Annotated in this window: 2 protein-coding genes; both read left to right on the top strand. The window is 70.6% G+C overall.

Annotated features, from left to right (window positions below; translation table 11 throughout):
* Window positions 1-193: 193 nt before the first annotated feature.
* Window positions 194-1,723: an IS21 family transposase gene (istA, locus tag FHS87_RS23105; protein WP_184522218.1), complete on the top strand. Its 1,530-nt coding sequence runs from the start codon at window positions 194-196 to the stop codon at window positions 1,721-1,723.
* An 11-nt stretch (window positions 1,724-1,734) separates the two neighbouring features.
* A complete protein-coding gene (istB, locus tag FHS87_RS23100) occupies window positions 1,735-2,481 on the top strand; it encodes an IS21-like element helper ATPase IstB (protein WP_184522215.1) in 747 nt (248 codons plus the stop codon).
* Window positions 2,482-2,630 lie beyond the last annotated feature (149 nt).

The following is a 2,630-nucleotide window of genomic DNA, read 5'->3' as shown; positions in this document are numbered from 1 at the left end:
TGCGGATTCCGACGGAAGTCGGCCACCGTTTCCGATTTGATGTCGGCCAGTGATTCCGAGATGAAGTCGGCCATTCCGATTTGATGTCGGCCACCCCTCCAGGGGTGGTGGTTGCTCGACGGCTGGGCGGGGTCCGGGCCCCCTTCGCGATGGACGCGAAAGGGGGACCTGGATGCCGGCCGAGAGAGTGTCGATGCGACGCGTACGAGAGATCCTGCGGCTAAAGTACGAGGTGGGCGCGACCGACCGGGCGATCGCGCGCTCGGTGGGCGTTGCGCGCAGCACGGCGCGGCTGTGCCTGGACCGGGCGGCGGCGGCGGGGCTGACCTGGCCGCTGCCGGCGACGGTGACGGATGGCGCACTGGAGGCGCTGCTGTTCGCCGGTGGCGGGGCGCCGGCTGGGTTGCGGCGAAAGGTCGAGCCGGACTGGGTGGTGGTGCACCGCGAACTGCGGCGGCCTGGCGTGACGCTGATGCTGCTGTGGGATGAGTACCGGCGCGAGCAGCCTGGCGGTTACGGCTACAGCCGCTGGTGCGACCTCTACCGGGGCTGGGAGGGCCGGCTGTCGCCGACGATGCGGCAGGTGCACCCGGCGGGGGAGCGGCTGTTCGTCGACTTCGCCGGGCAGACGGCGGAGGTGATTGATCCCGCCACTGGCGAGGTGCGGACGGCGCAGGTGTTCGTCGCGGTGCTGGGGGCGTCGAGCTACACCTATGCCGAGGCGGTGTGGACCCAGTCCCTGCCGGATTGGACTGGCGCCCATGTGCGGGCGCTGGAGTTCCTCGGCGGGGTGCCGCGGCAGATCGTGCCGGACAACCTGCGGAGCGGCGTACTGCGGGCCAACTGGTATGAGCCCGGGCTCAACCCGACCTACCGGGACCTGGCCGCCCACTACAGTACGGCGATCCTGCCGGCGCGGATCCGGCGGCCACGCGACAAAGCCAAGGTCGAGGCCGGCGTGCTGGTGGTGGAGCGCTGGATACTGGCGCGGCTCCGGCATCAGCGGTTCGGCTCGCTGGCGGCGCTGAACGTGGCGATCGCGGCGCTGCTGGTGGACCTGAACGGTCGGCCGATGCGCAGGCTCGGGGTCAGCCGGCGGCAGTTGTTCGAGGAGCTGGACCGCCCGGCACTGGCGGCCCTGCCGGCGGAGCCGTTCGTCTATGCCGAATGGCGGATCCGCCGTGTCGGGCTCGACTACCACGTCGATGTCGACGGCCATTACTACTCGGCGCCGCACCGGCTGCTGCGGCAGCAGGTAGAGGCCCGCGTCACCGCCCGGACGGTGGAGTTGTTCCACAAGGGCGAGCGCGTCGCCGTCCACGTCCGTGGCGGCCTGCGCGGCCGGCACACCACGCTCACCGAGCACATGCCACAGGCGCACCGGCGCCATGCCGAATGGACGATCGAGCGGATCGGGCGGGAGGCGGCGGCCATCGGTCCGTCCACCGCGGCGCTAACGGCGATCATTCTCGAGAGCCGTCCCCATCCCGAGCAGGGGTTCCGCGCCTGCCTCGGCATCCTGCGGCTGCTGCGGACCTATGGGCGGGACCGGCTGGAGGCCGCCTGCACGCGAGGCCTCGAGATCGGCGCCCGGTCCTACGGCTCCATCCAGTCGATCCTGCAGAACGGCCTTGACCGTCAACCCGCGCCGCGCCGGCCGCCGGAGAGCGACGAGCTGCCCCTGCTGCACCCGAACATCCGGGGTTCCGGCTACTACCATTGAGGAGAGAGACCATGCTGACCCATCCCACCCTCGACCAGCTGCGCCAGCTCGGCCTCGCCGGTATGGCGCGGGCATTCGAGGATCTGCAGAGCCGCAGCGGCGGCGAGCTTGCCCCTGCCGAATGGCTCGGCCTGCTGCTCGACCGCGAGATCGCTGATCGCCAGGACCGGCGGCTGAAGGCGCGGCTGCGGTTCGCCAAGCTGCGGCACCAGGCCAGCATCGAGGACATCGACTGGCGCTCCAGCCGCGGCCTCGACCGGGCGCTGTTCCAGAAGCTGGCGCTGGGCGGCTGGATCGAGGCGCGGGAGAACCTGATCATCGAGGGGCCGACCGGCGTCGGGAAGTCCTGGCTGGCCTGTGCCCTTGGCCAGAAGGCCTGCCGCGACAACCACTCCGTGCTCTACCAGCGGGTGCCGCGGCTGTTCGCTGACCTCGGCCTGGCGCGCGGCGACGGGCGGCATGCGCGGCTGATGCGCACACTGGGCGCGGTGAAAGTGCTGATCCTGGATGACTGGGGTCTCGAGCCGCTGGGGCCGGAACAGCGGCGCGACCTGCTGGAGCTCATGGAAGACCGCTACGGCCGCGGCGCCACGCTGATCACCAGCCAGGTGCCGGTGGACCGCTGGCACGACCTGATCGGTGACCCGACGCTGGCCGATGCCATCCTGGATCGCCTGGTCCACAACGCCCACCGCATCCAACTCCGCGGCGACAGCCTGCGACGGAAGCGGACGGCCGCAACAGCACCAGACGCTTGACCTGAACCGCCTACCCGATGGAGACAACAATCTGCCCGCTGACGAGCAGCCACCCGGCCGACATCAATCGGAATGGCCGGCCGACATGACGTCGGAATCAGTGGCCGACTTCGCCTCGGAACAGGCGGCCGACATCGTCGGAATCCCCA

Source organism: Muricoccus pecuniae (assembly GCF_014199205.1).
In the GTDB taxonomy this organism is placed as follows: Bacteria; Pseudomonadota; Alphaproteobacteria; order Acetobacterales; family Acetobacteraceae; genus Roseomonas; species Roseomonas pecuniae.
This window is presented reverse-complemented; position numbering and strand designations above follow the sequence as displayed.